The sequence below is a fragment of the Amycolatopsis iheyensis genome (assembly GCF_024703995.1).
GTDB classification, from domain to species: domain Bacteria; phylum Actinomycetota; class Actinomycetes; order Mycobacteriales; family Pseudonocardiaceae; genus Amycolatopsis; species Amycolatopsis iheyensis.
Genome location: NZ_JAMXQV010000009.1, coordinates 235,431 through 261,700, shown reverse-complemented (window position 1 = coordinate 261,700; position 26,270 = coordinate 235,431). Strand labels below are relative to the sequence as shown.

The window sequence follows — 26,270 nt, the reverse complement described above, 5'->3', positions numbered from 1 at the left end:
TTCGGGCGTACGGTTGATGTCAGTCACCGACGTCAGTCACTGACATACTTTGAGGAGATCACCCCCATGCGCGTTTTCGTCACCGGAGCCTCCGGCTGGATCGGCTCCGCCGTCGTCGACGACCTGCTCGCCGCCGGCCACGACGTCACCGGGCTGGCCCGCTCCGACGCGTCCGCCGCCGCTGTCGAGGCCAAGGGCGCCCAGGTGCGCCGCGGCGACCTCGACGACCTCGACGGCATCCGCGCCGGCGCCGAGGCCGCCGACGCCGTCATCCACCTGGCGAACAAGCACGACTTCGGGAACATGGCCGCGTCGAACGCCGCCGAGCGGGCCGCGGTCCAGACCATTGGCGACGCGCTCGCCGGCTCCGGCCGGCCGTTCCTGCTGGCCTCGGGCGTCGCCGGGCTCGCCCAGGGACGGCCCGCCACCGAAGCCGACCCGGCGCCGTTCCACGGCCCGGACTCGGCCCGCGGTGGCAGCGAAAACCTCGCCCTCGAGTTCGCCGACCGTGGTGTGCACCCGGTGAGCCTCCGGTTCTCGCCGACCGTCCACGGCGCCGGCGACCACGGGTTCATCGCGGTGCTGTCGGCGATCGCCCGCGAGAAGGGCGTTTCCGGCTACCCGGGCGACGGCACCCACCGCTGGGCCGCGGTCCACCGCTCCGACGCGGCCCGCCTCGTCACGCTCGGCCTGGAGAAGGCGCCCGCGGGCAGCCGCCTGCACGCCGTCGCCGAAGAAGGGGTGCCGACCCGTGCGATCGCCGAGGCCATCGGGCGCGCGTTCGACCTGCCGGTCGCGTCGATCGCGGCCGAGGACGTCCAGGCGCACTACGGCTGGATCGGCGGGTTCTTCGGCATGGACCTCGCGGCGACGAGCGTCCGGACCCGCGAGCTGCTCGGCTGGACGCCCACCGGGCCCACGCTGCTGGAGGACCTGGCCGCCGGCGCGTACGGCGCCAAGACGTCCTGACTCGGTGAGTGAGGGCCTCGATGCGACACCCGGAGGCCCTCACTCGGTGCCCGACGTGGAACCGCGGCTCCGGCAGCTTCGCCTCGCCGCGGCCGCCGTCAGTCCATTGTGGATCTCGTGCGCCGCCGCCGGGCCGCCGGATTCGAAGCCCAGGCCCGAAAGCAGCGTGTTCGCCTCGATCACCTTCTCCACCGCCGCCGCTGGCGACGTGGCTCGACGTACCTGCTCGGGCTGATGACGGTGCGCAGTGAAGTGGCCGTGGCAGGCCACGCCAGGACGACCGGGCGGTCGTCGTGGTCACTCCGTGTCTCGTTCGAGACGTCCGGCCGCACCTGATGAGGCCTACCGCATTCCGGAGCCGGGTTCTAGCGTTGCGGTGCCGGGACAGCACCGCTTCCCACCCGAGGAGACACATGCGAGGCGCGCTCGACCTCGACGTGGCCCAGCAGCCGGACTACACCCTGGTCACCGTGACCGGCGGCCTGCACCTGGGCAGCTACCGGCAGCTGCGCGACGGCCTGCTGGAGATCGCCGCGGACGAACCAGAAGCCGTGATCGCCGGCATCGGCGGCCTCGACCTCGGCGACGTCGCGCCGGTCGGGGTGTTCGGGCTGGTGGCCCGCCGGCTCGGGACGTGGCCGGGCATCCCGCTCGCGCTGGCCGCCGGCGCCGGGGACCAGGCGCAGGCGTTGCGGGAGCACGGTGTCCACCGGCAGGTCGCGATCGGCGAGAACGTCCGCAGCGCGGAACGCGCCCTGCTGCGCCCGTCCCGGCAGCGCACCGAGGTCGTGCTCCCCCGCAGCCTGGACGCCTCCGCGGTGGCCCGCGCCGCCGTGCGCGAGGCGTGCACGCGGTGGGAAGTCCCGCAGTTCGTCTACGACGGCATCCTCGTCGCGGGCGAGCTCGCGGCGAACGTGGTCCAGCACACCACGTCCGCGGCCACGCTACGGCTGGACCTGCGGCGGGGCCGGCTGACGATCGCCGTGCTCGACGACGACCCGCGCCCGGCCGTGCTGCTCCCCCGCACCCGGCCCACCGCCGCCGGGCTCGGCTTGCACATCGTCGCGCGCTCCGCCGACACGTGGGGCAGCAGCCCGCGGTGGTCCGGCGGCAAGGTCGTCTGGGCCGTCGTCACCAGCGAACAGCCGAACTGACCGAGCTCAGCACGGTTCCGGGTCCATCAGGATCGGCTCTTCGCGCACCACGCAGGGTTCGACGGCGCCGGTACCGCAGCCGATCCACGCCCACACCGTCTTTCCCGGCTCCGCGGGGCGCACGCCCCACGTCCGCGCGAGATCGGCCACCAGCGCCAGCCCGCGGCCCCGGCGGCTCGTCGACGACGGCGTCCCGGCCACCGGACGTCCTTCGCCGGCGTCGTGGACTTCCAGCAACGCCGAGCACGGCTGCCGGGTGGCGGACACGGCGACCTCCACCGGGCCGGCCCCGTGCTCGAAGGCGTTCGTGGCCAGCTCGGTGACCACCAGCTGCACCGCCCACAGGTGACTCGCACCCAGGTCGGGCAGCGCGCGGGCGATCCACCGCCGGAGCGCGCTGAGCGGCGGGAGCGTGTCACGGTCGATCGTGAACACGGAACGCTCGCCCGGACCCGAAGCGGTCACGCGGGCTTCCCGGGTCCGGCCGGCGGGGCCGGCAGCATGCGCACCAGTCTGCTCCGGCACCCGCCGTCACCGGAAGCCCCCCGTTCAGTCGCAGCCGACCGGGTGGGCCCGCAGCGCTTCGGCGAGCGTCGGGTGGCGGCTCACCCGCTCGTCGCGCCAGAACGTCAGCAGCACGGCCGAAACCGGGTGGGGCGGCGAGACGAGGCACAGCCGCCGGCCCTCGGCCTCAGCTCGCTCGGACGCCTGGCCGAGCGCCCGCAGGCCGGCCGCGCCGAGGTAGGTGACCCGGGACAGGTCCAGCACCGTGACCGGGGCCAGGTCCTGCCAGGTCGCGCGCTGCAGCAGCCGGACCGAAACGGCGTCGATCTCCCCCGCCGCGCTGATGACGAGCAACCCCGGCCGCGGCTCGGTCCGCTCCACGGAGAGGATCTTCGCCGCTTCTTGCCGCGGGCTGCCGGTGGGGACACGCCGCTCGGAGGACATGGTCGCTCCTCTCCCGTCCGGGATCGGCACCTCGGTGCGCCCCTCCAGTGAAGCAGCCGGCGCGCGGGTTCGTCACGCGCCCGGCGGGACGACCAGACCGGCGAGCGGCACGTGGTGCTGCCCCGCGTGCACGTCCCGGTCACGCAGCGAACCCTGGCTGACCGGCCGCGGGAACGAGATCTTCACGACGTTGAGCGACGGGATCCGGAAGATCCGGACCGTGTCCGCCGCCACGCGGTAGAGCGCCGCGATGACGCGCTCGTCGAGGAACTTCTCGTCCGCCGCGATCCGGTAAGCGCGCCCGTCACGCAGGAAAAGCTCCATCGTCACCCAGAACGGGCCCGCGTTCTTCGATCGGACCTCGAGGGCGAGGTCCGCCAAGGTCAGCTCAGGCATGGGTCTTCCCTTCCGTGCCGAACTCGATCCGGACCAGGTCCAGTGGCGCGCAGTCGACGACGTGGTTGAGCACGAACTCGTAGGCCGCGCCGCGCTCGACCTCCGCCGGGGAGGTCGCGAACGCGAAGCTCGGCAAGTAGTCCATCGCCGCGGTCGGCAGGTGCAGCAACAGCGGGTTGGCGATCTTGGCCACCGCCGTCGCGGTCGCCTGGTCGGGCGCGTTGACCAGCAGCATCACCCCGACTTCGCGCGGCGGCCCGGTTTCGGGTTCCAGCTCGCCCAGCACCGCGTTGTGGCCGTACAGCCGGAGATCGAACGCGTATTCGTCGTCGGCCAGCCCGAGGGTCTGGCCCACCCGCTGCGTGATGAGCGTCCGCATCAGCGCGGCCCAGTCGTCGATGCCGGCCAGCACCAGCGGGTCGCGGATCGCCGAGAACGCCATGGTTTCGTAGCCGGTGATCCGCGCGCCCTCGAGCTTGGTCGTGTACTGGGCGGCGACGTGGAACTTCGAGCCCTCGACGCGCACGATCCGGTCGTCGACGGCGACGTATTCGGCGTCGCGGACGTCGAGGGTGCCGTCGGGCTCGCGCATCTCGAACGGGTCCGCGGTCTCGTACAGCATGTGCGCGGCCACCAGGATCGGCGTGCACGCCACCGCGGGGTCGAGCGGCTCGATGGTGAAGCCGCCGGCGTCGATGGTGGCCAGGACACCGCCGGCGCGCGGGTTGTCGGTGCACTGGCCACCGCACTCGATGATCTTGGCCGCGTGCCACGTCGGCCCGGCCGGCATGCCCATCATCAGCGGGTAGGCGGCGGCCACCGCCGTGTCGGTGGCGCGACCGGCGAGCACGACCTGGGCGCCACCGCGCAACGCTTCGACGATCGGCTCGTGCCCCATCGCGCCGACGATGTGCGTGCAGCTCTCCAAGGTCTCCGCGTCGAGTTCCCCCAAGGGCGGCAACGGGTGCACGCGGCCCGCGTCGAGCGCTTCCTTGAGGTGGGCGGCGTTCTGCTCGCTGTAGATCCGCGCGATCCTGAGGTCCAGGCCCGCCTCGGCCAGCACTTCGGCGGCGATCCCGGCGACCCAGTCCACGCCGGCGTCGGTCCCGCTCGTGCCGCAGGAGCCCACGATCACCGGGATCCCGGCCGCCGCGGCGGCCGTGAACAGGCTGCGCAGGTCGCGGGCCACCGCTTTGGCCGTCGTCTTGGCCGTCGCGGCGCCGAGGTAGTGGGGGCCGGAATCCGTCGACCCGCCGTCGATGCTGATCACGTCGGCGCCCAGCGCGATGCCGCGCTCGACCGTCGCGTGGTCCCAGCCGGCGCCGAGCATCCCGCTCGGCGCCAGGACGCGCACTTTCTCCATGGTCCTCACTTTTCTCCGTTCACCAGGTGCCGGGCCCGGCCGGCGAGGGCCGCGACCAGCTCTTCGGCGCCGCGCAGGCCCGCGGCTCGGCGTGCTTCGGCGGTTTGCCCGGCCAGGTGCGAAAAGACGACGATGCCGGGCACCCCGCGCAGCGGGCTGCCGGCGGGCAGCGGCTCCTCGCGCACCACGTCGAGCAGCGCGCCCGCGATTTCGCCGGACAGCACCGCCGAAACCAGGGCGTCCTCGTCGACGATGGCGCCGCGGGCGGTGTTGACCAGCACCGCGGTCGGCTTCATCCGCCGGAACGCCGCCGCGTCCAGCAGGCCCCGGGTCCGGCCGGTCAGCGCCGTGTGCACCGAGACGTAGTCCGAAGTGGACAGCAGCTCGGGCAGGCTGACGAACCGGACGTCCGGCCCGCGCAGGCCGGAGGCGCAGACGACGGTCATCCCGAACGCGCGGGCCAGCGGGACGACGGCCCGCGCCGACGCCCCGTACCCGATCAGCCCGAGCGTCGACCCGCGCAGCTCGCGCCCGGCTTCGCGCGGCCACTTTCCTTGCGCCACCCCGGAAGCGGACGGCAGGAGCCGCCGCGCGCCGGCGAGCAGCAGCCCGAGGGTGTACTCGGCCACGGCGTTCGCGTTGACGCCGGGCAGTGTGCTGACGCTGATCCCGTGCCGGGCCGCGGCTTCGACGTCGATGGAGTCGTGGCCGACGCCCGTCCGCACGATCACGCGCAGCTTCGGCGCGCGGGCCAGCACTTCGGCGGTCAGCGGTTCGTTGCCCACCAGCGCCGCCTCGATCCCGTCGAGCGCCGCGGCGAGCTGTCCGGGATCGCGCCGGCCGGACCTGGGCGAGTGCACGGTTTCCAGCCCGGCACCGCGAAGGTACTTGTCGACTTCGTCGCCGGGACGCAGGTAGTCCGTGGTGATCAGGACGCGGCTCACAGCGCGGCCCCGTCGGTCCGGCGCCGCCGCACGACGGCGACGCGGGCCACCAGCAGCACCGCGACCAGCGTGACGACCGCGATGTCGAGCAGCAGGAACGGCCAGCCCGTCACGTCGACCATGCCGCCGACCAGCGCCGGGCCCGCGAAGCCGCCACACGACCAGCCGACGGTGTACAGGCCGGTGTAGGTCCCGAGCACGCGGGCGGAGGGGGCGAGGTTCCACAGGACGACCGCCATGTTGACCATGAACGCCGCCGCGCCCGCCGCGGCGACGCACATCGCGGCGATCGTGCCGGCGGGCGTCCGCACCAGGGTGCCGAGCACCATGCCCAGCGCGAACACCGCCATGCCGGCCAGGATCACCCGCAGCCGGCCGAAGCGTTCGGCGAGCAGCGCGACCGGGTAGGCGGCCGCGATGAAGGCCAGCCCGCTGGGCAGCGTCAGCCCGCCCGCGTCGCCGCGGGACAGCCCCAGGGTTTCCATGCCGTAGTTGGTGACGAGGGACCGCGAAGCGAACCACGCGCCGCCGAAGGCGAACACGGCCGCGATGACCAGCAACCGGCTGCGGTCGGCGTCGCGCACGATGTCGAGCAGGACGTCGCGCATCCGCACCCGGGGCGACCCGCCACCGGCTCCCCGCCGGTCTTCTTCGAGGGCGGCCTGGTAGGCCGGGGACCGGTTGTCGCGGGCCTTCACGGCGAGCACGGCCACGGACACGAGCATCAGCAGCGCCGGGATGACGAAGGACAGCTTCGGGAAGTCGTCGATCAGGAAGATGCTGATCAGCGCCGCGACGATCACGGTGATACTCGAGGCGATCTTCACCGCCGCGTTCGCCCGGCTCCGCCGCCGCGGGTCGATGAAGTCCGGCAGCAGCGACTCGGCGATCGGCTTGAAGGCGTTCGCCACGAGCGCGTAACCGAACATCACCAGGATCAGCAGCGGCAGCGACACCGCGGCGTGCGGGATGAGGACGAACAGCGTCGCCGCCACCGGCATCCCGACGACGAGGTACGGGATGCGCCGGCCCCAGGGCGTGCGGGTGCCGTCCGAGCGGTTGCCCATCCACGGCTGGATGAAGATGCCGAGCAGGTTGTCCATCCCCATGAGCGCGCCGATGAGCGCGGCGCTGCCGAGGTGCGCGCGCAGCAGCGGCGGGACCTGCGAGTCGTAGAGGTTCCACGTCGACTCCTGGGCGAACACGGCCAGGGCCACGAAGAACGTGATGCGCCCGGACCGGACGCGCGGGGTGGTCAACGTCATCGTCGGCCCCTTCCGTGCTGGTGGTGAGCGTCACCGTACTTTTGCTATAGCAAGATGGTCAAGAGTTGCAAATTGGTTTTGCCATCGCCAGTAGGGTGGGTGCATGACGTTGCAGACCGACACGCTCGCCGACCGCGTGTACCGCGCGATCCGCGACGCGATCACGACCGGCGAGCTGCGCCCGGGCCAGAAGGTCACCGAGCGCGGGTTCGCAGAGCAGCTGTCGGTCAGCCCGACCCCGGTGCGCGAGGCCATCCGCCGCCTCGAACAGGACGGCCTGCTCGAACGCGGTGGCCCGCGCACGGTCAAGGTGGCGATGTTCGGCGGCGTCGCCGTCCAGGACCTGGCCGAGGTCGAGGTCGGCCTGCGCGGGATGGTGGCCCGCTTCGCCGCCCGCCACGCCACGCCCGAGCAGCTGGACCGGCTCGACGCGATCCTCGACGAGGCAGACGACCTGCTGATCCTCATCAAGCAGCGGCACGAGTCCGGGCAGGACGTCACGAAGCACGCCGGCCGGCTCTTCGACGCGGTGCAGCGCTTCAACGGCGTGGTCGAGTCCTGCGCGGGCAACCCGGTGCTCGTGCGCTTGCTCGACCAGACCCGGGTGTTCTCCTCGCCGGAACGGCGCTCGCGGGTGCTCGAACGCGTCGGCGTCGACGAGAAGTTCGGCCTGGACCGCTACGCGTCCCACCGCGCGCTCGTGCACGCGTTGCGGGCGGGCGATTCGGCGCGGGCGGAGGCATTGGTGCTCGAAGACGCCCGCGGCGGGCTCGGCGACCTGCTCGCGGGCACCCCGGTCGCGGCCGCCCGGTGACCGCCGTCCGGCTCGCGGACCTGCCACGGGAGCACCCGGGCCGCCCCGGCTCTACCTGAACCGGGGTTCCCGTCCAGATCGTGATCGGCGCCCTCGATGGTGAGGCGGTCCTGTCCGCGGTTCCTCGCCACCCGGTGACCGCGCGCTAGACCGGCGGCCGCGCCCGCCGCGCGATCTCCTCGAACAGCGCGCCGACTTGTTCGCGCATCTCCCGGCCGCCGTCGTGGCCCGTCCAGTACCTGCGGACCGTGCCCGCCAGGCGGTAGCAGGCGTCGACCGGGACGAGGTAGCACTCGGTGCCGCGGACCACGATCGCCTCGACGTCGGGCTCGGCCGCCGCCAGCCAGGGGTCCAGCTCGCCCGGCGGCAGGACGGCCTCCGCCGGACCCGCCGGGCCCGGCTGGAACGCCGTGACGCGGGTCCCCCGGCGCACGAAGAACGCGAAGCCCGCCGGGATGCCCAAGCCCGGCCAGTCGAGCCCTTCGGCCGGGTGCCCCGGAACCCGAAGGTAGCGCTCGGGCACCGCGCGGTACCGCGCTTCCCCGGTCGCCCACCGGGTGCACAGCAGGAAGCAGGCCCGGCACGAGCACAACAGGCCACGACGGCCGGTGTCGGCCACGTGCCCGTGCCGCGCGGCCACCGGTGTCCCGCACAGTTCACATCGCCGCGGCCGGGCGGAGCGCCGGTCCCGCACCGCGCCGGCCCGCTCGAGTCCGGTGTGGACACTCATGACGCTCTCCCTTCCGGCGTGGCGTCCCCCGGTGGCCCCATGCCGATCCGGTACAGCCGGACTTCGGTGCCGACTTCGACCCCGGCGACCTCCGGCGCGGCGGCCCGGACGACGGCTTCGACCGCCCGCTCGGACGCGGCCGAGCACCCGCCGCTCGCGCCGAGCCGCACGCGCGCGACCCCGGCCTCGGTGCCCAGGTACTCGGCCGAGCCGCCCAGGGCCCGGCGGATCCGGGCGTCGGTGTCGAGGGGGTGCAAGTCGTGCAGCACCAGCAGGTCCGCGACGACGTCGTCCGCGGCGACCGCCTCGACCAGCCCCGGCGCGTTCTCCCGCAGCAGGGCGACGATCCGGGTCAGGCCTTCGGCGTACAGGCCGGTCAGCTCGCGGACGAGCTCCTCGGCGACCGGCCGGCGCTCGCCGGCCAGCAGCGTGGACAGAAGTGTCTCGAGCCGGGCCTGCTCCGGCGGGCCGGGCGTCACCGCTCCCCCGCCGCCCGGATCTCCCGCAGGATGCGGATCGCGGTGCCGGACACGCGGGTCGCCGCGGCGGGCACCCCGACGGCCGCCGGGTCCTCCATGAACGGCATGAACTTGTCGGGGAAGCCCGGCATGGTGCAGCCGATGCAGATGCCGCCGACGTTCGGGCAGCCGCCGACACCGTTGATCCAGCCCCGTTTGGGCACGTTGCACTTGACCACCTGGCCCCAGCAGCCCAGTTTCACCAGGCACTGCGGGCTGCCGTGCCCGTCGGCGAACTCGTCCTGCTCGTAGTACCCGGCGCGGTCGCACCCCTCGTGCACGGTGCTGCCGAACAGCCACTTCGGCCGCAGTGCTTCGTCGACGTCGATCCGCGGCGCCCGCCCGGACACCTGGAACAGCAGGTGCAGGATGGTCTCGGAGATGTTGTCCGGCTGGGCGGGGCAGCCCGGCACGCACACGATCGGCAGGCCGGCCCGCGACCGCCAGTCCCGCCCGAGGTATTCGGGCACGCCCATCGCGCCGGTCGGGTTCCCGGCCATGGCGTGCACTCCGCCGTAGCTCGCGCAGGTGCCGACGGCCAGCACCGCCAGCGCCCGCGGCGCGAGCCGGTCGAGCCACTCGGCGGCCGTCACCGGCTGGCCGGTGGCGGGGTCGGTGCCGAACCCGGACCAGTAGCCCTCGGCCTTGTTCGTCTCGTCGGCGATCGACCCCTCGACGACGAGGATGAACGGGTCGAGCTCACCGCGGTGCGCGCGGTGCCACCACGCGATGAAGCTGTCGGGGCCGCCGTCGGGACCACTGTGGAAATCGAGGAACGGCCAGTGCATGACGATCTCGGGCAGTCCGGGCAGGCCACCGAGAATGATCTCTTCGATACTCGGCTGGGTGGCGGCGGTCAGCGCCACCGATTCGCCGTCACAGCTCAGCCCGCCATTCATCCACAGAATGTGGACGGTCTTCCGCTGATTCCCGGAGTCGTCCGCCGGGCCGTTGCTCGCGTGCGTGGCCCTCACCATCGATGGCACCTTCCCACGGCCGCCGGCCGCCGGTTCCGCCTGGCGGGCAGGCGATCCCACCGCACGGCCGGCCCGGAAGACGCCCACCGTAGACCTGTCCACCGGCAGCGGCAAGACCGCCCTTGTCCGCGAATCGGACACGATCGGAATCGGCCACCGCGACTACACTGAACACCCACCGGAAGGAGTATCGACCGTGGCGGAATCAGCCGGCCGGAGCAGCGGCGAGTCGATCGAGGTGGTGCCGGTCGAAATCGTCACGCGGATCTTTCCGGCCCGCCCGTCGGCCGTTCCGGGAATCCGCGAATTCGTCCGGCGGTCACTCTCGGGCACCCCGCTCGCCGAGGCGGAAGAGCGCGAAGTGGGCAACTCGATCCTCCGGGCCCTGCTGGCCGCGGCCGGCCCGGCCGGCGTGCTCGAGGTCTCGTGCCGGAAGTACCCCCGGCGCGTCGAGTTCGACGTGCTCCCGGCCCGCGCGGCCCCGGGCCCGGAGCCGGTGGGGGCGGCCAGTTTCGCCGAGTGGCTGGCCACGGCGTTGCGGGAGCGGGGCATCACGAAGGAGGTCGCGGCGGACCGGCTGGGCGTATCGGCGAAGACGGTCACCCGCTGGCTCGGCGGCCGGACCGAACCGCGGCTGCGTGACCTGCGCCGGATCGAGGACGAGCTTGGGGACGTGCGGTTGCGCTGAGGCCGGTTCGGGGCGTTGCCGAGCGCCCCAATGTGGCGTTGGGTGCGCTCAACGCACCCAATGTGGCGTTCGGTGCGTTGGACGCACCCAACGCCACATTGGGGCGTATGGGGCGCCGGCGCGGAGGCCACCTGACCGCTCAGAGCTGCCGAGCCGGCCGCGCCGCTCGGGGACGGGCGAGCGCGCCGAAGCCGATCCGAGGGCCGGCCGCCTGACCGCCAGGCCCCGCCGAGCCGGCCGCGCCGCTCGGGACACGCGAGCGCGCCGAAACCGGTTCGAAGCCCGGCCGCGCCGCTCGGGGACGGGCGATTGCGCCGCAGCCGATCGAAGCCCGGCCACCTGACCGCCGAGCGCGGCCAAGCTCAAGGGTGCACTTCCGCCACTCGAAGGTGGATCGCGGCCGGTCAGCCCGCCGCGGACTCCGCGGGCATCGCCAGTTCGATGGTGCAGCCCGCGGCGTCGGAGCTGATGTCGAGCCATTCGCAGATCTCGTCGGTCAGCCACAGGCTGGCGCCGGTCCGGGTGGCGTGGCGGAGGCCGTAGAAGGCGGGGCCGGCGACCGGCCGGTCGCTGTGCAGCGTGCACACGACCCGGCCGGCCGCCGGCCGCACCCACACGGCCGCCCGGTCGATCCCGTGCCCGACCAAGTAGGCGATCGCCTCACCGACGGCGATGCCGAACATCGTCGCCGCGTGCTCCGATCGCAGGAGCGGGCTCGCCCGGTCCAGCACGTGCCGCCGGACGGCGACCAGGTCGCCCTCGAAGCGGAACAGCTCGGCGGCGGCGCCCGGCGGCGCGGCCGCGCCCGGCGCCCCCTCCGACGCCGGCGACGTGAACAGCGCGGACGGCCGCACTTCGCCGCTCACCACGCATTCCGGATGGGTGCGGCAGGCGTCGGCGACCACCGCGGCGTCGACCGTCCTCGTGTCGTACGGGCAGATCAGCCAGATCGTCGTGCTCGCCAACGACACGTTGAAGCCGGCCTCGATGCGCCGCCAGGCGCCCTCCTCGGACCCGCCGCCGGTGCGCGCGGGCTCGCCGAGGACGCGGACGGCGCCGGTCGGCGCGGTGGCCCGGTGCCGCGTCCAGTAGCGGTGCAGCGCACCGGCCAGCCGCGTCGGACGCCGGCCGAAGTATCCCGGCTCGGCGAAAGCGATGCGGTCGACGTCGGCGCCCATCACGGCGTGCAGCAGCTCGAGGTTGGCCGCGGTCGTGGCGACGAGCACGGGTTCGTTCCGCCGCAGGCCGTCCCGCGCGAACGGGACGGCCATGGCGAGGAACTCGGCGTCACTGCCGTAGACACAACCCTGGTGCCGGAAGCGGGGCTCTGCCGGGATGGTCATGGGCACCGAGCCTCCTGAGTGCGTCCGCCGCCCGTCGATCGGCCCGCGGGGGTCCCGCGGATCGCTGGGAGCGTACTCGCCACAAGGCGGTTCAGCTATTGCCCGATGAATTGATTACACCCGATCGGCGCATTTGTCCTTCCTGCCTCCGAGAAGTCCGGTCAAGATCGGGCAATGACCGGCTCTCCTGGGGTTTTCGACCAGATGTGTCCAGCCGGACAGTAGTGTCCCCGGCTCCCGGGAAAGCGGTTTGACCCAGGTGTTCGAAACAATTTTTCGCCCCCGTCCGGTACACCGAAACAATGCGGACGCTCAAGCCGAGATTTCCATCGCCAGCCCCATGATCCGGACCGTGCGCCGCCGCCGCAGCCAGCCGCGGGCCGGGGCGCCGGCCGGGAACTCGTCGAGGAACGCCTTGCGCTGCGCCGAGGTCACCGAGCGCCAGCGCATGCCCAGCACCGGGCGGACCGGGGCGATGAACGGCCGCACCCGCTCGTGCGCCCCGGCCAGGCGCAGCTCGTAGTCGCGGTCCGGGCGGTAGGCGAGCTCGAGGTCGATCAGCGGCTCGGGCCCGCCGGCCCGGTGGTGGCAGCGCGACAGCAGCCGGGCGAGCTCGTCCAGCGCGACCTGCAGCGTGCAGGGCATCTGGTCCTGCCAGCGGCCGAGGCGCGGCGCGTTCACCGACGCCGCCGTGACTTCGTCCGCGAGCACGACCAGGGCCCGCACCGGTGTCCCGGCGAGCTCGACGCGGATCCGCCGGCCACCCGCCTCGACGGCGAAGTGCAGCACCCGGTCGGCCACGACGGCTCCCGACCGCAGCCGGACCCAGTCTTCGACGGCGTCGGGCGAAGGGCAGGACGACACGAAGGTGAACGCCAGCTCCTCGCCGGCCAGGTTCAACGCCACCGGGAACAGCGAACCGAGGTCGTGCGTCAACGCCGAGCCGATGACGAGTGCGGCGCGGGAGCCGCCTCCGGCCATCGCCGTCTCCTCCTCCCCGGTTACACCTGCAGATCGGCTTCGATGCGTTTGAGGTAGTGCCGGGCCAGCGCCAGGTTCGCCCGCTCGCGGTCGAGCACCAGGTAGAGGAACAGCGAGTTGCGCGCCGAGTTCATCAACCGGATCAGGTGGTACTGGCGGTGCAATGTGATCAGGATGTCCTCGATGCTGTCGTTGAGCGCGAGCGACGACATCACCCGCAGCTTCGACCGCACGACCTCGGTGTTGCCGGCCGCGGCCACTTCCAGGTCGAGCCAGTCGCCGCCGCCGCTCGTGCCGAGCGACATCCCGCTTTCGTAGTCGACGAGCGCGACGCCGACGGCGCCGGTGATGGACATGGCTTCTTTGAGCGCGGTGTCGATGTTCATCATCATTCTGCTTCCTTCCGTTGAACTGCTGCTAGGCGGCCAGGATCGCGCCGATCCGCTCGATGACGGGCCGGGACTCGAAGATCAGGCGCCCGACGTTCAGCCCCTTGTCCCCCAGCACCACCATGAGCGCCAGCCGGCCGACGGCGTGCACGGCCATGTAGCCCTCACTGCTGAACACCACGGTCTGGCTCAGCGTGCCCTTGCCGGTCATTTCGGCTGCCTGGCGGGCGATCCCGAGGTCGGCGGCGGCCAGCGCGGAGATCTTCGCGGGGTCGATGTGGTCGACCGAGTCGGCGATGATCGGGATCCCGTCGACCGCGGCGAGCACCGTGCCCGTCACCCCGGAGACGCTCTCCCGCAGGTTCCGCAGTTCGGCGGCCAGTGCGTCGAAGTCCAATTTCCTTGCTTTCTTTCGGAATGACCGACCAGGCAGGACGGACGCAGTCATCCCGGACGAATTCATGAGCAAGCCGGTGGCGGAAGAAATGATCAGCCATTCGGGTTGCCTGCCGCCGGCGACCCTACCGCCATCATCACTGCACGACTATCCGTGTCAGATGGTCACGCGGCGCATTTACACGATCGGGTGAAACAGAATGGTTTGTGTAACCGAAAGAAAATCACCACTCGACCCGCGGCTCTTTGATCAAGCATTTGCCGCGGATTCGCCGGAAACGGCCGTTCAGGCGGTCGTGCGGGTGAAGGTCACGTGCGTGACGCCGCTCGGCGACGACGTCGACTCGACCTGGAAGTCGCGCTCGACGCCCTCCAGCCCGTCCCAGAGGCGCACGCCGCGGCCGAGCAGGATCGGCACGACGACCACGTGCAGGTGGTCGACGAGGCCGGCGCTGAGGAACTCGCGGATCGTGGTGGCGCCACCGCCGACCCGGATGTCCTTGCCCCCGGCGGCTTCGCGGGCGACGTCGACCGCTTCGGCGGGCGAGGCGTCGAGGAAGTGGAAGGTGGTGCCCCCGGCCATCTCGATCGGCTCGCGCCGGTGGTGGGTGAGGACGAAGACCGGCGTGTGGAACGGCGGGTTGGGGCCCCACGCGCCCCGCCAGTCCGGGTCCTCGTGCCAGCCGGGGTGCCCGAACTTCCCGGCGCCCATGATCTCGGCGCCGATGCCGACGTCGTGCTGCCGGACGAAGGCGTCGTCGACGCCGCCGCTGCCGCCGGGCTGCCACCAGCGGGTGGTGAACATCCATTCGTGCAGCCGGTCCCCGGCGTGCCCGAAGTGGGCGTCGGCGCTCTGCCCCTCACCGGTGCCGAAGCCGTCGAGGGAGACGGCGAAGTTCTGGACGCGGACGAGTGCCATGGTCGCTCCTCGGTTGTCGTGATCGTCCTCAAAGCGTGCCGTGGCCGGGCGTGTCCGTCTAATGTCAATGCTCTTGCCGTCCCATAGAGGGGATCGATGGGTTGCTGGACGTCACCCGCCTCCGCGTCATCGACGCGCTCTCCCGGCTCGGTTCGGTCACCGCGGCGGCGAAGGAGCTGCACTACACGCAGCCGACGGTCAGCCACCACCTCGCCCGCCTCGAAGCCGAGACCGGCGCGCAGCTGCTGCAGCGGGCCGGGCGCGGGATCCGGCTCACCCCCGCCGGGCAGCTGCTGGCGTCCCGCGCGGCGGAGATCCTCGGCCGGATCGACGCCGCCGACGCCGAACTGTCCGCCCACGTCGGGCTGAGTGCCGGGCGGGTGCGCGTGGCCGGTTTCTCGTCCGTGATCGGCTCGCTGATCCCGCGCGCGGTGACGGCGCTGACCGGCACCTACCCCGGGCTGGAGATCGGCCTGACCGACACGCAGCCGCCCGAGGCGCTGGAACTGCTGCGCACCGGCAAGATCGACGTCGCGATCATCTTCCGCTACGCCGAAACCGAGCCGGAGCCGCCGGACATCCGCCTCCACCACCTGCTCGACGACCCGCTGTACTTGCTGTCGACGAAGCCGTCACAGTCTCTGCCGGGTTTGCGCGACGCGATGTGGATCGCCGGCTGCGAACGCTGCCGCGGTCATCTGCTGTCCCTGTGCGCCGACGCGGGGTTCGAGCCGCGGATCGGCTACACCTCCGACGACATGGTGGTGATGCAGGCGCTGGTGGTGGCCGGCCTGGGCGTGGCGACGACCCCCGGGCTGGCATTGCGCGCCCACCGCATCGACGGCATCGAGGCGAGCGAACTGCCGGACTCCCACCGGCACATCTACGCGGCGACGTATGGCGAACCACCCGACCCACCGGCGACGACGGCGCTCCTGGCGGCCCTCACCGAAGCCGCCGCCACCATCGGCAGCGGACCACCCCGGCCCCGCGCCTGACTACACCGCGCGCAGCAACCCCGTGCCCGGATGGCAACCCAGGTACTCGAAGTACTGCTCATCGGCCGTCGCGACCGTGACCCAGCGGTCGAGGTCCGCGAGGCCGCGCCACCAGCTCATGCCGAAACTCTTGTCGACCGCCTGGCCGTCTTCGCCGAGCACGCGGAGGTAGCGGTTGGCGGAGCAGCCCACCGAACGGCCGTCGTCACACAGGAAGTCCATGCCCGCGCGCAGGACCGGTTCCACTTCGGCGGTGGCGGCCGGCCCGGCGCCCGGCTCGAGCGGATCCCGCTGGGCCAGCGGAAGCCGGTCGCGGGCGCCGCCCCAGTACGCGTGTTCCGCCGCCTGAGCTCTTCGGCCAGCGCCGCGACGCCCTCGACGCGGTCGTTCGAGAAGAGCGTCTCGAACCGGGTCGTCGACGGGCGCACCACCTCCACGAAGAACCCGGCTTCGTCGACCGCACGCCCTTCGCCCAGCCAGCTCCGGGTCGTCCCAGTAGGCGATGGTCAGCAGGCCGTAAGGAGTTCGGCGAGCGCGGACCGGACGACGGCCGGCTCGGCCGCCGAACGGTGCTGCACGCCGAAGCAGGCCATCGCCACCCCGGCCGCCGTCGCGCCGGCTCGGTGCGTTCGGTCGCCAGCTGCGGGGAGACTCGCCGGGTTCGAGCCGGGCACCCACGATGTGCCCGGCTCGAGATCCCCGGCTGACCGTGCTCAGCCCAGGCCCTGCGCCGACAGCCAGTCCTTCGCCACGTCCGCGGCCTTCTCGCCCTCGGAGTCGACGCGCTTGTTGAGGTCGCGCATCCCCTCCGTGGTGAGCTTCGCGCTCACCGCGTTGACCGCCGCCGTGAAGTCCGCGCCACGCTCGTCGAGGACCTTCTTGGTCACCGCCGGCACCACGTTCTCGGTCGGCACCATGGCGAGATCGTCCTTCAGCGCGACGTACTTCGGGTCGCCGGCCAGCGGGCTCACCGAGTCGACCGGGATGACCGTGACGGCGCCGGCGTCGAGCTGCTGCGCCCGCGGCCCGAGCTCCTGGACGGTCTGGAACGTGGCGTTCGTCAGCTTGTAGACGTCCGTGAAGCCCTTGAAGCACGTCAACCGCTTCTCGCACTCCGGGCCGCCGGCCAGGACGACCTTGTCGAGCTTCTTCAGGTCGCCGATGGTCGCCAGGCCCTTCGACTTCGCCAGGTCGGCCTTCACGATGTAGGTGTTCTTGTTTTCGGCCGCCGCGTAGTCCAGCAGCGAGACGCCGCTGGGCTCGAGCAGCTTCGCCAGCTGCTCGTGCTCGCCCTTGCCGTCCTTCACCGGTTCCGCGCCGAACCCGGCGGCGATCGCCGAGCCCTGGTACTCCGGGATGAACTGCAGCTCACCGGACTTCAGCGACGGGTAGATCAGCTCCCGCGACCCCAGGTTCAGCTTGCGCGTGACCGGGTAGCCCTTGGCTTCCAGCGCCTGCGCGTAGATCTCGGCCAGGATCTGGCTGTCGGTGAAGTTGAAGGACGCGACGACGATCGGCGCCCCACCCTTGCCCGCCGCGGCGGGCTTGTCGTCCCCGCCGCCGCACGCCGTCAGGCCCAGCGCGGCCACCGCCACCAGCGCGGCCACTCGGATGTTCCGGGTCCAGCCCACGTCCCACACTCCTCAGTCAAGATCGGACGATCAGGACCCTAACCAGCAGCACCGACAGAAACCACATGCTGGGATCACGGAACGAGGTGCTCACGCAGCGTCGAGCCGGTGTACTCGGTCCGGTACCGGCCCTTGGCCTGCAGGATCGGCACGACGTGGTCGACGAACGCGGTCAGCTCGTAGGGCAGCGTCGAGCCCATGATGGTGAACCCGTCGACGGCGCCGGCGTCCTGCCAGGTGAGCACATGATCGGCCAGCTGCTCGGGGGTGCCCACGAAGTGGACCTGTCCCGCGCCGCCGGTGATCGCCCCGGCGATCTCGCGCAGCGGGGCCTCGGGACGCGCACGTGCCGCCGCGGCGAGCTGCTGCAAGCGCGAAGACCCGCCCTCGGCCCGTAGTTCGGCCGGCAGCGGGGCGTCCGGGTCGAACGCGTCGGGGTCCAGCCCGGCGGTGTAGAGCGCGTTCTGCCAGCGGAACTCCGGGCTGGCCAGCTCCTCGAGCCGCTCGGCGCGGGCCTTCGCCTCGGCCTCGGTGCCCCCGAGCGTCACCATCAGCGCGGGCAGGACGCGCACGCTCTCCGGGTCCCGCCCGGCCGCGACGACCTGGGCGTCGAGCTCGGCGCGGAACTTCACCGCCGCTTCCAGCGACGGCGGCCCGGAGAACACCAGCTCGGCGTAGCGGGCGGCGAGCCCGATCCCGGCGGCCGACTGTCCCGCCTGGACGAGCACCGGCCGCCCCTGCGGTGACCGCGGGAACGGCAGCACGCCTTCGACCTCGTAGAACTTGCCGTGGAAGCGCGGCGCGTGCAGCTTGGCGCGGTCGGCCCAGACGCCCCGTTCGCGGTCGCCGACGATCGCGTCGTCGTCCCAGCTGTCCCACGCCCGCGTGACGACGTCGACGAACTCGTGGGCGCGCTCGTACCGGTCGGCGTGGTCGGGGTGGGCGTTCTCGCCGAAGTTCGCCGCGGCCAACGGGGTGATGGTGGTGACGATGTTCCAGCCGGCCCGGCCGCCGCTGAGGTGGTCCAGCGTGGCGAACCGGCGGGCCAGCTCCCACGGCTTGTTGTAGGTCGTCGAGCCGGTGCCGATCAGGCCGATCTTCTCGGTGACCGCGGCCAGCGCCGAAAGCACCGAAATCGGGTCGAACATCGTCTGCGGCAGGTGCGTGACGCGGTATTCGGCGATGGCGATGTTGTCGGCCAGGAAGATCGAGTCCATCAGCCCGCGCTCGGCGGTCCGCGCGATGTCCGCGTAGTACGGCAGCCCGAGCACCCCGCGCACGTCGTCGCCGACGACCCGCCAGGCGGACTCGTGGTAGCCGTTCGGCCAGATGAAGGCGTTGAAGTGCAACGGCCTCGGATTCACAGGTCGGCTCCTTCGCTGGTGGGTGACCCCGCTGCCGCCGGGTTCGCCATGACCGGTGCAACCGGATCACCGCGCGGGTATTCCCGGACCGGCTCGACCGGCCGGCCGAAGATCGGCCGAAAGGACGAGGCGGGAAGCCCTGACCTGCCCCTTCGGCCGAGGTGGCCACGTCGCGCGGTCCCTTAGCTTGAGCACGAGCCGGAGGAGGGATCATGGAGTTCACCGCCAAGCGCCTCGCGGTGGCCGCGGTCGCCGCCGGGGTGGCCGTGGTCGCCATCGGGGCGACCGTGCTCGCCGCCGCCGCCGATCCGGTCGCGCCCGAGGTCGTCAGCGTCACGCCGGCCGAGGCCGGGCACGAAAACCAGGGCAAGTACACCGCCGGGGACTACGTCCTGAACGTCCACGAGCCGGCCGAGGACGGCGACGGCATCACCACCGCCATCGGCCCCCACACCACGTACTACTCGAAGTCCCGCCACGGCACGGGCGTCCTCGAGTTCTCCGTCGGCAGCGACGACGACCCGCCGGTCGTGTTCAGCTATCCCGCTCCGGCGGCGGGTCAGGGCGTCGACTGCGTCGCGTCCGGGACCGAGGCGGCACCGCGGGTGTGGTGCGAGACCAAACGCTGACTTGAAGTTAAGAAAGTTTCCTAACAGAATCAACCCGCGACCGGATCTTCACCCACCGCGACGGTTGCCCCTTGTCGATCAAGTGGGGTACGGTCCGGTTCGTCAGGGAAGTTCTTGGCAACGCCGCGTTGTTCCGCCCCAGCCCACCGGCCCTCAGGAGCACAACGTGCGCATCCCCCGTCGCTTCGCCGCGCCCGCGGCCGCCGCGGTCCTCGTTCTCACCCTCTCCCCCACCACCGCGCAGGCGGCCACCGCGAAGTGGCCCGGCGACCCGGCCGTCACGGTCGCCGACACCGCCGGCGTGTTCGGCGAAAACCTGAGTGGACTGTCCTTCGGGAGCGCCGATGTGCTGTGGGCGGTCAAGAACGGCCCCGGCACCCTGTACCGGCTGGCTCCCCAGGGCGGCCGCTGGACTCCGGACGCCGGCCGGAAGCTGCACTACCAGGACGGCAGCGGCGATCCGGACGCCGAGGGCGTCGTCGCCACCCCCGACGGCGTGGTCGCCGCGACCGAACGCGACAACGACGGCGACGGCAGCCTGCTGAAGGTGCTGCGGTTCGACGCGGGCGCCTCGGGCAGGTCCCTGAACGCCGCCGCGGAGTGGGACCTCACCGGCGACCTGCCCGAGGTCGGCGACAACGGCGGCTTCGAGGGCATCACCTGGATCCCGGACAGCTTCCTGGTCGCCCACGGCTTCCGGGACGACCACGCGAAAGCGGCCTACGACCCGGCCGCCTACGCCCGCCACGGCAGCGGCCTCTACTTCGTCGGCCTCGAAGACACCGGCAAGGTCTACGCCTACGCGCTCGACCAGAACGGCGGCGGCTTCACCAAGGTGGCCACCTTCTCCTCCGGCTTCCCGAAGGTCATGGAGCTCGAGTTCGAGCCGGACACCGGCAGCCTCTGGGCAGTCTGCGACGACACCTGCTCCGGCAAGACGGCGACGCTGAAGATCACCGACGGGAAGTTCACCGTCTCGGCGACCTACGCCCGCCCCGCGAAGATGCCGAACTACAACAACGAGGGCTTCGCGATCGCCCCGGCGTCGACCTGCTCGGCGGGCCGCAAGGCGGTCGTCTGGGCCGATGACGGCAACGACGGCGACCACGCCCTGCGCGCCGGCACGCTGCCCTGCGTATCGCTGGCCGGAACGAGTTCACGGCGATAGCGCGGCAAAGTGCTATGATTCCGGTCCGAGCGTTCCCGTCAGCGAAACAATGCGAGGACCACGAGCTTGGCCGTCAACAGTACCGCCGGGCGCAAGCCCGCCACGGCGTCGGACAACGCGGGCACCGAAGCCGCCGCCCGGGTGGCCGACGTGCTGCTGCTCTTCACCGGCGGCCCCCGCTACCTGGGCGTCAGCACGATCAGCCGTGAGCTCGACCTGTCCAAGGCCGTCGTGTACCGGATCCTGCAGTCGCTCGTCTCGCGCGAGATGCTGGCCACCGACCCCGGCGTGGCCGGCTACCGGCTCGGCCCGGCGGCCGTCGCGCTCGGGGCGAGCGCCCTGCGCCGGTACGACGCCCGGGTCGCGGCCGTCCCCGTGCTGCGGCGGCTGCGGGACGAAACCGGCGAGACCACCACGCTCTCCGGCCTGGTCGGCGACGAACGCGTGTACCTCGACCAGTTCGAGAGCCCGCGTGAGATCAAGATGACCGTGGAGCTCGGCCGGCGGTTCCCGCTGCACGCCGGCTCGTCCGGCAAGGTGATCCTCGCGTCCCTGCCCGAGGATCACCGCGAAGCGTTGCTGCACAAGGAGCTCCCGGCGCTGACCGAACACACGATCACCACCGCCGAACGGCTGCGGGACGTGCTCGCCGAGGTGGCCCGCGACGGCGTCGCCGTCTCGCTCGGAGAACGCCAGCCCGGCGCGGGCTCGGTCGCCGCTCCCCTGTTCGGGCCGGACGGTGACGTCCACGGCTCCATCAGCGTCTGCGGCCCGCAGTACCGCTTCACGCCCGACGCCGTCGCCCGCTACCGCGATCTCGTGCGCGAAGCCGCGGCCGAGATCCGGCAAAGCTGGGCCTGGCTGCAGGAGTCGGGCGGCCGGTGAGGCACCGGCCGCCCGGCCCTCACTTCCCGCGCTCGAGGTAACGGCCGACCGGGTCACCGCTGATCTTGCCGTCGGCGAACACGTGGTTGCCGCGCACGAACGTGTCGGTCACCTTCGCCGTCATGTCGAAGCCCTCGAACGGCGTGTATTCCTGCGTCGACTCCGACTCCGCCGCCCGCACGGTCCACCGCACGTCCGGGTCGACCAGCGCGAAGTCGGCGTCGAAGCCCTCGGCGATCGTGCCCTTCTTGAGCAACCCGTAGCGGCGGGCCGGGTTCCGCGACGTCAGCTGCGCGATCCGCTGCAACGACAGGCCACGCTTGGTGCCCTCGCCGACCAGCCCGGGCAGCAGGTACTCGGCGCCGCCGAAGCCGGACTTCGCCAGGAAGACGTCGTCGCGATCCGGACCGAACTTCAGCTCGTCGCGGCAGCACGCGTGGTCGCTGACCACCCAGTCGACGTCGCCGGCGAGCACGTGCCGCCACAGCGCCTCGACGTCGTCGCGCTCACGCAGCGGCGGGTTGACCTTGCCGCCGATGCCGGACGCGGTGTCGACGTCGGCGAGCAGGTGCCCGATCGTCACCTCGCGCCGGAAGTCGATGTGCGGGAACGCCTTCCCCATCGTCAACGCGGCCGACAACGCCTTCTCCGACGACAGGTGCAGCAGGTTGATGTTCGGCAGCCCGGTCTCGTGCGCCAGGTACGACGCGATGGTGACGGCCAGGCCTTCGGAGTGCGGCGGCCGCGACGCGCTGTAGGCCCGCAGGCCCGACAGCGAGCCGTCCTGCTCGACCAGTTTCGTGTACGCCGTCATGATTTCCGCCGTCTCGCAGTGCAGCGAAAGCGACAGGTGCGGCGCGTACTCGGTCAGCACCTCGCGCGCCTGCTGGACCCCGCGCATGACGAACTCGAAGTGCGCGATGTCGTAGCGCTCGTCCGGCGGGATCATCAGGAAGTCGCTCTGGCTGGTGGAGCGCCCGTGCAGGCCGTGGCTGCCGTAGAACATGAAGATCTTGAACGACGTGACGCCGAATTCCTCGACCAGGTAGGGGATCTCGGAGATGTGCTGCGAACTCATCGGCGCGAGGTGGAAGGCGTAGTCGACGTAGGCGTTGCCGTCGGCCGCGCTCAGCACCTCGGGGAAGAAGTCGCGGTAGCTGCCGCCCTTGTTGAGGTAGTACTGGCCGGTGCGCATGTACGTCAGCGACGTCGTGACGCCGCCCTGGGCGCTCGCGCGGCTCTCGGTGCGGGTGTCGGTGGCCAGCTCGTTGTAGATGCCCCAGTGCTGGTGCGCGTCGACGACGCCGGGGAAGGCCAGCAGCCCGCGGCCGTCGACGACCTGGGCGACGTCGTCCGTGGGCAGGTTCGGCGCCACGCGGGTGATCGTGCCGTCGTTCACGACGATGTCCAGCAGTTCGGGCTCGGACCCGTCGGCGTCGTCGGGCCGGACGACCCGGACGTTCTTCACGAGCAGTTCCGTCGTTGCCATGTCTCTCCTCAGCTTGCGGTGTTCGAGTTCAGGCGCCGGGCGACGTCGCCGGCGGCCAGGTAGGCCAGCCCGAAGGCGGGCAGGAGCCCGTTGCCGGGCAGGTAGCCGGCGGCGCCGTGCCCGGAGATGCTCGCCGCGGCGCCTCCGGCGGCGTAGAGCCCGGGGATCGGGCGGTCGTCGGTGTCGACGACGGCCGCGTGCTCGTCGACCAGCAGGCCGCCCTGGGTGTGGAACAGCGCGGGCACCACGCGCACCGCGGCGAGCCGGCCGGACAGGGGGCGTTCCCAGTGGGTGCGGCCGTGTTCGTCGGCTTGTGAGCCGCGCGCGATCGCTTGGGTGCCGGCGAGTTCCGCTTCGAGGACGTCCGAGGGCAAGCCGGTTGCCTTCGCCAGCCCGGCGGCGTCGTCGGCCCAGACCAGCGCGCCGGCGGAGACGACGTCCCGGAAGTCCTGGAACGGCTGGCACTGCTCGAAGATCGTCTCGTCGAGGACGATCCAGCCGGTCGAACCGCGCCGTGCGGCCAGTTCCGCGGCGTACTCGGAATAGCCGCGGGTTTCGTCGCCGAAGCGGCGGCCTTCGAGGTCGACCAGGAAGCCGCCGTGGATGACGGTCGCCCAGCCGACGAGCGTGCCGGCGCTCGCGGACACCGCGCCGTGGCCCTGATAGGCGTCGAGGAACCCGGTGGCGGCGCCGAGCTTCTCGCCGATGCGCAGCGCGTCGCCGAGCGACTGGTCGCTGCCCTGGTAGAGCGCGCCCGCGATCTCCGGCAGGTGCTTCGCGACCAGGTCGGCGTCGGCGCCGAAACCGTTGGTGGCCAGCAGGACCGCCCGGGTCGGGATCTCCTCCTCGGTGCCGTCGGGGTAGCGGACCACGGCCGCGCGCACACCGTCCACATCGGACAGCACATCGACCAGGCGCGCGGGCGCGAGCAGCTCGACGTTCTCGTGCTCGGTCACGCGCCGGGCGAGGTGGTCGACGACGCCGGAGCCGTGCCGGCCCGGGATCGTGTGGCACCGGAGCACGGAGTGGCCGGGGTAGTTGAAGTCCGTGACCAGTGACAACGGCAGCCCGGCGGAGTCCGCGAGCCATTCGACGAGCGGCGCGCTGACCTCGGCCAGGGTGCGCGCGAGGCGCGGGTCGGCCTGCCCGTGCGTCTTGGCCATGATGTCGGCGACGAACTTCTCGGGTGAGTCGTCGACACCCTCGTCGCGCTGCCAGCGGGAGCCGGCCCCGGGGAACATCGCCGTCGACATCGAGGTGTTGTTGCCGCGCCGGAAGTGCTCGCTCGCCTCGACGACCAGCACGCTCAGTCCCAGCTCGGCCGCGCGCAGGGCGCCGGCGAGCCCGCCGCCCGCTCCGGCGACGACGAGGTCGGGTCCGTCGGTCACCGCTGCTCCTCCACGGCCAGCAGCCGCATGGCCAGCTCGGTCGGGTCGACGATCCGGGCGGGCAGGTCGGCGGGTTCGACGTCGACGGCGGAACAGCCGTTGAGCACCGCCGTCGCGCCGGACGCGGCGAGTTCGCCGACGGCGGTGCCGAGCGCGGCGTTCCAGGTTTCGGTCTCGGCGATCGCGGAGAACGGCAGGTCCAGCACGCGGACGCCGACGAAGTACTCGGTCAGCCGGTAGGCGGCGATGCGCTTGGCGAACTCCTCGGCGATCGCCTCGTTGCGCACGACCGCGCCGAACCGGACACCCTTCGCGGCGAGGTGGGTCGCCGAGAGCTTGAGCAGGCCGTGCACCGGCAACGACGGCTCCGCGACGGCGTCGGGGACGGCCGGGTCCAGCACGCAGTCCGGGAAGGCCAGGTCCCAGCCGGCACCGGCGGCGGCGAGGGCTGCGGCGACCTCGCGTTCGGACGCGCGCACGGACTCACCGGTGTCCAATGTGGCCGGTGCCGCGGGGCCGACGTCGCGCAGCTCGATCTCGAGGCCGGGCGGCGCGAGCCGGTCGTAGCGGTCCTGCCGCCGCCGGATCTCCTCGGGCGGCAGGTGGATGGGCGTCACCGCGAGGGCACGCATCAGTTCGGCTCCTTCGTGTCGATTTCGGCCAGCTCGCGCAAAGCCGCGCCGACGTGGGGCAGGCTCGGCAGGTCGCGGGCCAGCGCCGCGGCACGGTCCACGAATGGCTTGGGCAGCCACTTCCCGAGCAGGCCGGCCACGTCCGGCTCGGTCAGCGGGTGATGATCGGCGTCGCCGACCGGGTTCGGTACCTCGCGGACCAGCGAGGTGCCGTCGTCGAACGCGATCGTCACGCGGGCCGCGCGCTCGCCCGGCAGGCGCGTCGTGAGGTCCGGGGCCTCGACCAGCCGCACGCGGCTCGCCAGCGCCCGCACACCGGTGTCGTCGAGCGGGCTCTCCGGGCCGATCTCCCCGGACAGGGCGGCGGTCGCCACCACGAACGGCGTCGAGAACATCGCCGAGAGCCGGTTCGACCAGTCCACATCGGACAGCCCCGCCCCGAGGGCGTGGGTCTCCACCAGGACGTGCGTGATGCCGTCCGGACGGAACCCCGGCCGGGACCGCAAGGCGAGGACCGCGTCGGCGGCCGGGTGGGTGAAGGAGCAGGACGCGTGCCGCTTGAAGTAGCCGCGTGTGATGTCCCACCGCGTACCCAGCTCCGCGGTCAGCTGCCCGGCGTCCAGCGAACCCAGCAGCGTGCCGAGGGAGAGCGCGGCCGTGCCGGTGTTGCGGGCCATCCCGGCCACCGCCATCCGGGCGGCGGCCAGTCCCGACGTCGCCGACGCCCCCAGCCACGCGTTGCGCACCGGGTTGCCCTGGGTCGCCGAGTCGAAGTGCCCCGCGATCACCAGGCCGGCCGCGGTGTCGATGGCGGCGGCGGTCGCCCCGGGCGGGAGGCCCAGCAGCCGCGCGCAGCCCGCCGCCGCGCCGGGGACGCCCCAGCTGCCGTGCGGGTGCGCGCCCGGACGCAGGGTGGTCGCGCGGCCGAACCGCGCGCTCACCTCGTAGGCGGCCAGCAGCGCCGCCGCGGTGTCCGCACCCGTGCTGTCCAGCTCGGCCGCCAGCGCCAGCACCGCGGGGAAGCCGTGCGCGGCGGGGTGGCCCTTGGCGTACTTGTGGCCCTCGTCCAGCTCCAGCGAAACGAGCGCGACGCCGTTGAGCCAGGCCGCCGCGTCGGTCGTCACACAGCGTCCGCCACCGATCAGCGGCGCCGGACCGGCGGGTGCCCGCCAGGCCTCGACCAGGGCACGCTGTTCCGGCAGCGAAGCACCCAAAGCGGTGACGCCCACGACGTCGAACAGGACGAGGGAGAGCCGGTCCACCACCGTGTCCGGGACGTCCAGTTCGGACAC

The 26,270-nt window shown here is 72.3% G+C and carries 30 protein-coding genes; 8 read left to right on the top strand and 22 right to left on the bottom strand.

The window, feature by feature from the left end:
• The first annotated feature begins 66 nt into the window (after positions 1-66).
• Positions 67-969, top strand: a complete 903-nt coding sequence (locus tag M8542_RS20055; protein WP_257921734.1) for an SDR family oxidoreductase — start codon at positions 67-69, stop codon at positions 967-969.
• 39 nt (positions 970-1,008) lie between these two features.
• Here M8542_RS20055 and M8542_RS50380 read toward each other — a convergent pair whose 3' ends face one another.
• Positions 1,009-1,152 carry a hypothetical protein gene (locus tag M8542_RS50380; RefSeq protein ID WP_257921829.1) on the bottom strand — a complete coding sequence of 48 codons (144 nt, stop codon included), beginning with the start codon at positions 1,150-1,152 and terminating at the stop codon, positions 1,009-1,011.
• Between the two features lie 230 nt (positions 1,153-1,382).
• On the opposite strand from M8542_RS50380, the gene M8542_RS20045 reads away from it, so the two are divergent.
• A complete protein-coding gene (locus M8542_RS20045; RefSeq protein ID WP_257921733.1) occupies positions 1,383-2,123 on the top strand; it encodes an ATP-binding protein in 741 nt (246 codons plus the stop codon).
• Positions 2,124-2,129: 6 nt separating this feature from the next.
• On the opposite strand, the gene M8542_RS20040 is transcribed toward M8542_RS20045, so the two are convergent.
• The 6 genes from M8542_RS20040 to M8542_RS20015 all read right to left on the bottom strand — a co-directional run bounded on the left by M8542_RS20040 (position 2,130) and on the right by M8542_RS20015 (position 7,039).
• Positions 2,130-2,588 (bottom strand): ATP-binding protein, encoded by a 459-nt coding sequence (locus tag M8542_RS20040; RefSeq protein WP_257921732.1) that lies wholly within the window; start codon positions 2,586-2,588, stop codon positions 2,130-2,132.
• 84 nt (positions 2,589-2,672) lie between these two features.
• Positions 2,673-3,071 carry an STAS domain-containing protein gene (locus M8542_RS20035; RefSeq protein ID WP_257921731.1) on the bottom strand — a complete coding sequence of 133 codons (399 nt, stop codon included), beginning with the start codon at positions 3,069-3,071 and terminating at the stop codon, positions 2,673-2,675.
• 72 nt (positions 3,072-3,143) lie between these two features.
• Entirely contained in the window at positions 3,144-3,467 is a 324-nt protein-coding gene (locus M8542_RS20030) for a DUF4387 domain-containing protein (protein WP_257921730.1), read from the bottom strand.
• Positions 3,460-4,830: an acyclic terpene utilization AtuA family protein gene (locus M8542_RS20025; protein ID WP_257921729.1), complete on the bottom strand. Its 1,371-nt coding sequence runs from the start codon at positions 4,828-4,830 to the stop codon at positions 3,460-3,462. The genes M8542_RS20030 and M8542_RS20025 overlap by 8 nt, the downstream gene beginning before the upstream one ends.
• A gap of 5 nt (positions 4,831-4,835) precedes the next feature.
• Positions 4,836-5,774: an NAD(P)-dependent oxidoreductase gene (locus M8542_RS20020; RefSeq protein WP_257921728.1), complete on the bottom strand. Its 939-nt coding sequence runs from the start codon at positions 5,772-5,774 to the stop codon at positions 4,836-4,838.
• Positions 5,771-7,039, bottom strand: coding sequence for an MFS transporter (locus tag M8542_RS20015; RefSeq protein WP_257921727.1), 1,269 nt, complete (start codon positions 7,037-7,039; stop codon positions 5,771-5,773). Before M8542_RS20015 ends, M8542_RS20020 begins: the two co-directional genes overlap by 4 nt.
• Before the next feature lie 103 nt (positions 7,040-7,142).
• Between M8542_RS20015 and M8542_RS20010 the strand changes: the two genes are divergently transcribed.
• Positions 7,143-7,853 carry a GntR family transcriptional regulator gene (locus M8542_RS20010; protein ID WP_257921726.1) on the top strand — a complete coding sequence of 237 codons (711 nt, stop codon included), beginning with the start codon at positions 7,143-7,145 and terminating at the stop codon, positions 7,851-7,853.
• Between the two features lie 145 nt (positions 7,854-7,998).
• Here M8542_RS20010 and M8542_RS20005 read toward each other — a convergent pair whose 3' ends face one another.
• The 3 genes from M8542_RS20005 to M8542_RS19995 are packed head-to-tail and all read right to left on the bottom strand — an operon-like array spanning position 7,999 to position 10,078.
• On the bottom strand, positions 7,999-8,583 hold the full coding sequence (locus M8542_RS20005; protein ID WP_257921725.1) for a DUF5947 family protein: 585 nt from the start codon (positions 8,581-8,583) through the stop codon (positions 7,999-8,001).
• Positions 8,580-9,062 carry a NifU-related iron-sulfur-binding protein gene (locus tag M8542_RS20000; protein ID WP_257921724.1) on the bottom strand — a complete coding sequence of 161 codons (483 nt, stop codon included), beginning with the start codon at positions 9,060-9,062 and terminating at the stop codon, positions 8,580-8,582. The genes M8542_RS20005 and M8542_RS20000 overlap by 4 nt, the downstream gene beginning before the upstream one ends.
• Positions 9,059-10,078, bottom strand: coding sequence for an NADH-quinone oxidoreductase subunit B family protein (locus M8542_RS19995; protein WP_257921723.1), 1,020 nt, complete (start codon positions 10,076-10,078; stop codon positions 9,059-9,061). The genes M8542_RS20000 and M8542_RS19995 overlap by 4 nt, the downstream gene beginning before the upstream one ends.
• Before the next feature lie 196 nt (positions 10,079-10,274).
• Between M8542_RS19995 and M8542_RS50375 the strand changes: the two genes are divergently transcribed.
• On the top strand, positions 10,275-10,766 hold the full coding sequence (locus tag M8542_RS50375) for a helix-turn-helix domain-containing protein (RefSeq protein WP_257921722.1): 492 nt from the start codon (positions 10,275-10,277) through the stop codon (positions 10,764-10,766).
• 404 nt (positions 10,767-11,170) lie between these two features.
• Here M8542_RS50375 and M8542_RS19985 read toward each other — a convergent pair whose 3' ends face one another.
• The 5 genes from M8542_RS19985 to M8542_RS19965 form a co-directional block, all read right to left on the bottom strand.
• Entirely contained in the window at positions 11,171-12,109 is a 939-nt protein-coding gene (locus M8542_RS19985; protein ID WP_257921721.1) for an anti-sigma factor RsbA family regulatory protein, read from the bottom strand.
• 312 nt (positions 12,110-12,421) lie between these two features.
• Positions 12,422-13,090, bottom strand: coding sequence for an ABC transporter substrate-binding protein (locus M8542_RS19980; RefSeq protein WP_257921720.1), 669 nt, complete (start codon positions 13,088-13,090; stop codon positions 12,422-12,424).
• A gap of 20 nt (positions 13,091-13,110) precedes the next feature.
• A complete protein-coding gene (locus tag M8542_RS19975; RefSeq protein ID WP_257921823.1) occupies positions 13,111-13,476 on the bottom strand; it encodes a hypothetical protein in 366 nt (121 codons plus the stop codon).
• 31 nt (positions 13,477-13,507) lie between these two features.
• On the bottom strand, positions 13,508-13,876 hold the full coding sequence (locus M8542_RS19970; RefSeq protein ID WP_257921719.1) for a roadblock/LC7 domain-containing protein: 369 nt from the start codon (positions 13,874-13,876) through the stop codon (positions 13,508-13,510).
• A gap of 285 nt (positions 13,877-14,161) precedes the next feature.
• Positions 14,162-14,794: a dihydrofolate reductase family protein gene (locus M8542_RS19965; RefSeq protein WP_257921718.1), complete on the bottom strand. Its 633-nt coding sequence runs from the start codon at positions 14,792-14,794 to the stop codon at positions 14,162-14,164.
• Positions 14,795-14,895: 101 nt separating this feature from the next.
• On the opposite strand from M8542_RS19965, the gene M8542_RS19960 reads away from it, so the two are divergent.
• Entirely contained in the window at positions 14,896-15,792 is an 897-nt protein-coding gene (locus M8542_RS19960; protein ID WP_257921717.1) for a LysR family transcriptional regulator, read from the top strand.
• On the opposite strand, the gene M8542_RS19955 is transcribed toward M8542_RS19960, so the two are convergent.
• From M8542_RS19955 to M8542_RS19945, 3 genes are all read right to left on the bottom strand, one after another.
• Positions 15,793-16,038 (bottom strand): phenylacetaldoxime dehydratase family protein, encoded by a 246-nt coding sequence (locus M8542_RS19955; RefSeq protein WP_257921716.1) that lies wholly within the window; start codon positions 16,036-16,038, stop codon positions 15,793-15,795.
• Between the two features lie 467 nt (positions 16,039-16,505).
• Positions 16,506-17,423, bottom strand: a complete 918-nt coding sequence (locus M8542_RS19950; RefSeq protein ID WP_257921715.1) for an ABC transporter substrate-binding protein — start codon at positions 17,421-17,423, stop codon at positions 16,506-16,508.
• Positions 17,424-17,497: 74 nt separating this feature from the next.
• Positions 17,498-18,787, bottom strand: coding sequence for an LLM class flavin-dependent oxidoreductase (locus M8542_RS19945; protein ID WP_257921714.1), 1,290 nt, complete (start codon positions 18,785-18,787; stop codon positions 17,498-17,500).
• 212 nt (positions 18,788-18,999) lie between these two features.
• On the opposite strand from M8542_RS19945, the gene M8542_RS19940 reads away from it, so the two are divergent.
• The 3 genes from M8542_RS19940 (at position 19,000) to M8542_RS19930 (ending at position 21,469) form a co-directional block, all read left to right on the top strand.
• Positions 19,000-19,416: a hypothetical protein gene (locus M8542_RS19940; RefSeq protein WP_257921713.1), complete on the top strand. Its 417-nt coding sequence runs from the start codon at positions 19,000-19,002 to the stop codon at positions 19,414-19,416.
• 166 nt (positions 19,417-19,582) lie between these two features.
• The gene (locus tag M8542_RS19935; RefSeq protein ID WP_257921712.1) at positions 19,583-20,584 is read left to right on the top strand and encodes an SdiA-regulated/phytase-like domain-containing protein; all 1,002 of its coding nucleotides are present in this window, start codon (positions 19,583-19,585) and stop codon (positions 20,582-20,584) included.
• A gap of 66 nt (positions 20,585-20,650) precedes the next feature.
• On the top strand, positions 20,651-21,469 hold the full coding sequence (locus tag M8542_RS19930) for an IclR family transcriptional regulator (protein ID WP_257921711.1): 819 nt from the start codon (positions 20,651-20,653) through the stop codon (positions 21,467-21,469).
• Between the two features lie 19 nt (positions 21,470-21,488).
• Here the strand turns inward: M8542_RS19930 and M8542_RS19925 are convergent, their stop codons facing one another.
• From M8542_RS19925 to M8542_RS19910, 4 genes are read right to left on the bottom strand one after another with little or no spacing between them, the layout of a single operon-like run.
• Entirely contained in the window at positions 21,489-22,958 is a 1,470-nt protein-coding gene (locus M8542_RS19925; RefSeq protein ID WP_257921710.1) for a dihydroorotase, read from the bottom strand.
• 8 nt (positions 22,959-22,966) lie between these two features.
• Positions 22,967-24,346 carry an FAD-dependent oxidoreductase gene (locus M8542_RS19920; protein WP_257921709.1) on the bottom strand — a complete coding sequence of 460 codons (1,380 nt, stop codon included), beginning with the start codon at positions 24,344-24,346 and terminating at the stop codon, positions 22,967-22,969.
• Positions 24,343-24,978 (bottom strand): aspartate/glutamate racemase family protein, encoded by a 636-nt coding sequence (locus tag M8542_RS19915; RefSeq protein ID WP_257921708.1) that lies wholly within the window; start codon positions 24,976-24,978, stop codon positions 24,343-24,345. Before M8542_RS19915 ends, M8542_RS19920 begins: the two co-directional genes overlap by 4 nt.
• Positions 24,978-26,270, bottom strand: a complete 1,293-nt coding sequence (locus M8542_RS19910) for an MmgE/PrpD family protein (RefSeq protein WP_257921707.1) — start codon at positions 26,268-26,270, stop codon at positions 24,978-24,980. The genes M8542_RS19915 and M8542_RS19910 overlap by 1 nt, the downstream gene beginning before the upstream one ends.

Excerpts from the sequence above, each read along its gene's own strand:
- M8542_RS20055 (WP_257921734.1), top strand. The coding sequence starts at position 67 with ATGCGCGTTTTCGTCACCGGAGCCTCCGGCTGGATCGGCTCCGCCGTC.
- M8542_RS20045 (WP_257921733.1), top strand. The coding sequence starts at position 1,383 with ATGCGAGGCGCGCTCGACCTCGACGTGGCCCAGCAGCCGGACTACACC.
- M8542_RS20035 (WP_257921731.1), bottom strand. The coding sequence starts at position 3,071 with ATGTCCTCCGAGCGGCGTGTCCCCACCGGCAGCCCGCGGCAAGAAGCG.
- M8542_RS20030 (WP_257921730.1), bottom strand. The coding sequence starts at position 3,467 with ATGCCTGAGCTGACCTTGGCGGACCTCGCCCTCGAGGTCCGATCGAAG.
- M8542_RS20025 (WP_257921729.1), bottom strand. The coding sequence starts at position 4,830 with ATGGAGAAAGTGCGCGTCCTGGCGCCGAGCGGGATGCTCGGCGCCGGC.
- M8542_RS20015 (WP_257921727.1), bottom strand. The coding sequence starts at position 7,039 with ATGACGTTGACCACCCCGCGCGTCCGGTCCGGGCGCATCACGTTCTTC.
- M8542_RS20010 (WP_257921726.1), top strand. The coding sequence starts at position 7,143 with ATGACGTTGCAGACCGACACGCTCGCCGACCGCGTGTACCGCGCGATC.
- M8542_RS20005 (WP_257921725.1), bottom strand. The coding sequence starts at position 8,583 with ATGAGTGTCCACACCGGACTCGAGCGGGCCGGCGCGGTGCGGGACCGG.
- M8542_RS19995 (WP_257921723.1), bottom strand. The coding sequence starts at position 10,078 with ATGGTGAGGGCCACGCACGCGAGCAACGGCCCGGCGGACGACTCCGGG.
- M8542_RS19985 (WP_257921721.1), bottom strand. The coding sequence starts at position 12,109 with ATGACCATCCCGGCAGAGCCCCGCTTCCGGCACCAGGGTTGTGTCTAC.
- M8542_RS19980 (WP_257921720.1), bottom strand. The coding sequence starts at position 13,090 with ATGGCCGGAGGCGGCTCCCGCGCCGCACTCGTCATCGGCTCGGCGTTG.
- M8542_RS19975 (WP_257921823.1), bottom strand. The coding sequence starts at position 13,476 with ATGAACATCGACACCGCGCTCAAAGAAGCCATGTCCATCACCGGCGCC.
- M8542_RS19965 (WP_257921718.1), bottom strand. The coding sequence starts at position 14,794 with ATGGCACTCGTCCGCGTCCAGAACTTCGCCGTCTCCCTCGACGGCTTC.
- M8542_RS19940 (WP_257921713.1), top strand. The coding sequence starts at position 19,000 with ATGGAGTTCACCGCCAAGCGCCTCGCGGTGGCCGCGGTCGCCGCCGGG.
- M8542_RS19925 (WP_257921710.1), bottom strand. The coding sequence starts at position 22,958 with ATGGCAACGACGGAACTGCTCGTGAAGAACGTCCGGGTCGTCCGGCCC.
- M8542_RS19915 (WP_257921708.1), bottom strand. The coding sequence starts at position 24,978 with ATGCGTGCCCTCGCGGTGACGCCCATCCACCTGCCGCCCGAGGAGATC.